The sequence below is a fragment of the Roseivirga sp. AWQ4_251 genome, from assembly GCF_056158225.1.
In genome coordinates this window covers 1-2,500 of sequence record NZ_JBSWSW010000002.1, presented here as the reverse complement: position 1 = coordinate 2,500, position 2,500 = coordinate 1, and the positions used below count along the sequence as shown (strand labels likewise).

At 50.8% G+C, this 2,500-nt stretch carries 2 rRNA genes (1 of these 2 cut by a window edge); both read left to right on the top strand.

The annotated features are described in order from the left end of the window. Positions 1-2,260 (top strand): 23S ribosomal RNA (locus tag ACXACJ_RS14020); it begins 614 nt to the left of the window's first position. Positions 2,261-2,319: 59 nt separating this feature from the next. Continuing rightward, positions 2,320-2,431, top strand: a 5S ribosomal RNA gene (rrf, locus tag ACXACJ_RS14015). Positions 2,432-2,500: the final 69 nt, after the last annotated feature.

The following is a 2,500-nucleotide window of genomic DNA, read 5'->3' as shown; positions in this document are numbered from 1 at the left end:
CCTCACTGGCAAGGTTAAGTGGTTAAGCCACGTAGCCGGAGCGAAAGCGAGTTTGAATAGGGCGCTTAGTCAGTGGGGGTAGACGCGAAACCTTGTGATCTACCCATGGCCAGGTTGAAGCTCCGGTAAAACGGAGTGGAGGACCGAACCAGTTGACGTTGAAAAGTCTTTGGATGAGCTGTGGGTAGGGGTGAAAGGCCAATCAAACTGGGAAATAGCTCGTACTCCCCGAAATGCTTTTAGGAGCAGCGTGGGGTGATGTTTAACAGAGGTAGAGCTACCAATAGGACTAGGGGGAGTCAAATCCTACCAAATCCTGATGAACTCCGAATGCTGTTAAATTAACCCTGCAGTGAGGGCTTGGGTGCTAAGGTCCAAGTCCGAGAGGGAAAGAACCCAGACCTTCAGCTAAGGTCCCAAAATCTATACTAAGTTGAACTAAGGCGGTCCAGTTGCTTAGACAGCCAGGATGTTGGCTTGGAAGCAGCCATTCATTTAAAGAGTGCGTAACAGCTCACTGGTCGAGCGACAGGGCATCGATGATGATCGGGCATTAAGTATAGTACCGAAGCTAAGGCAGTATTTATACTGGGTAGGGGAGCATTCCATACTGCGGTGAAGGCACCTGGTAACGGGTGTTGGAGCGTATGGAAAAGCAAATGTAGGCATAAGTAACGATAAGGCGGGTGAGAAACCCGCCCACCGATAGACTAAGGTTTCCTGATCAACGCTAATCGGATCAGGGTTAGTCGGGACCTAAGGCGAACCCGAAGGGGGTAGTCGATGGACAATCGGTTAATATTCCGATACCAGCGTATTCAGCGATGGGGTGACGGAGTAGTGAAAGATCCGCGGACTGACGGAATAGTCCGTTAAAGGGTGTAGGTATTGGTTTTGTAGGCAAATCCGCAAGACTAGCTGAACCTGATAGTACCACAATGCTTCGGCAGCGTGGATAGTGATCCTAATCAGACTTCCAAGAAAAACCTCTAAGTAATGTATGCGCTGCCCGTACCGCAAACCGACACAGGTAGTCAAGGAGAGAATCCTGAGGTGCTCGAGTGATCCGTGGCTAAGGAACTAGGCAAAATGGCCCTGTAACTTCGGGAGAAGGGGCGCCTCCTCTGCAAAGAGAGGCCGCAGTGAATAGGCCCAGGCGACTGTTTAGCAAAAACACATGGCTTTGCGAAATCGAAAGATAAAGTATAAGGCCTGACACCTGCCCGGTGCTGGAAGGTTAAGGGGGGGCGTTATCGTAAGAGAAGCGCTGAACTGAAGCCCCAGTAAACGGCGGCCGTAACTATAACGGTCCTAAGGTAGCGAAATTCCTTGTCGGGTAAGTTCCGACCTGCACGAATGGTGTAACGATCTGGGCACTGTCTCAGCCACGAGCTCGGTGAAATTGTAGTAGCGGTGAAGATGCCGCTTACCCGCAACGGGACGAAAAGACCCCATGAACCTTTACTATAGCTTCACATTGGTATTGGGTAAATGATGTGTAGGATAGGCGGGAGACTTTGAAGCCGTGTCGCTAGGCATGGTGGAGTTGTTGGTGAAATACCGCCCTTTGTTTATCTGATGCCTAATCCATTAATGGAAACAGTGTGTGGTGGGTAGTTTGACTGGGGTGGTCGCCTCCAAAAGAGTAACGGAGGCTTTCAAAGGTACCCTCAGTACGCTTGGTAACCGTACGCAGAGCGCAATAGCATAAGGGTGCTTGACTGTGAGGCCTACAAGCCGATCAGGGTCGAAAGACGGATATAGTGATCCGGTGGTTCCGCATGGAAGGGCCATCGCTCAAAGGATAAAAGGTACTCTGGGGATAACAGGCTGATCTCCCCCAAGAGCTCACATCGACGGGGAGGTTTGGCACCTCGATGTCGGCTCGTCACATCCTGGGGCTGGAGAAGGTCCCAAGGGTTGGGCTGTTCGCCCATTAAAGTGGCACGCGAGCTGGGTTCAGAACGTCGTGAGACAGTTCGGTCTCTATCTGTTGTGGGCGCAAGAAGTTTGAGAGGACCTGACCTTAGTACGAGAGGACCGGGTTGGACCAACCGCTGGTGTACCAGTTGTCCCGCCAGGGGCACTGCTGGGTAGCTACGTTGGGAAGAGATAAGCGCTGAAAGCATCTAAGTGCGAAACTCCCCTCAAGATGAGACTTCTTTAAAGGGACGTTGGAGATGACAACGTTGATAGGCTGCAGGTGTAAAGGCAGGAATGTCATAGCCGAGCAGTACTAATTACCCGTAAGCTTTCCGTGGAAAGCCCTCTTGTGTGTGATACTCTTACAGTTGATATGTCAAAAGATATTTAAAGCCTTATGGTGGCTATGGCGGTGGGGCCCACCTCTTTCCATTCCGAACAGAGAAGTTAAGCCCACCAGCGCTGATGGTACTGCCTTTACCGGTGGGAGAGTAGGTCGCTGCCAATTTATTATCAGGGTTCCTTGTGAAAGCAGGGAACCTTTTTTTATGCACCCAACATTCTAAAACAGGAAATG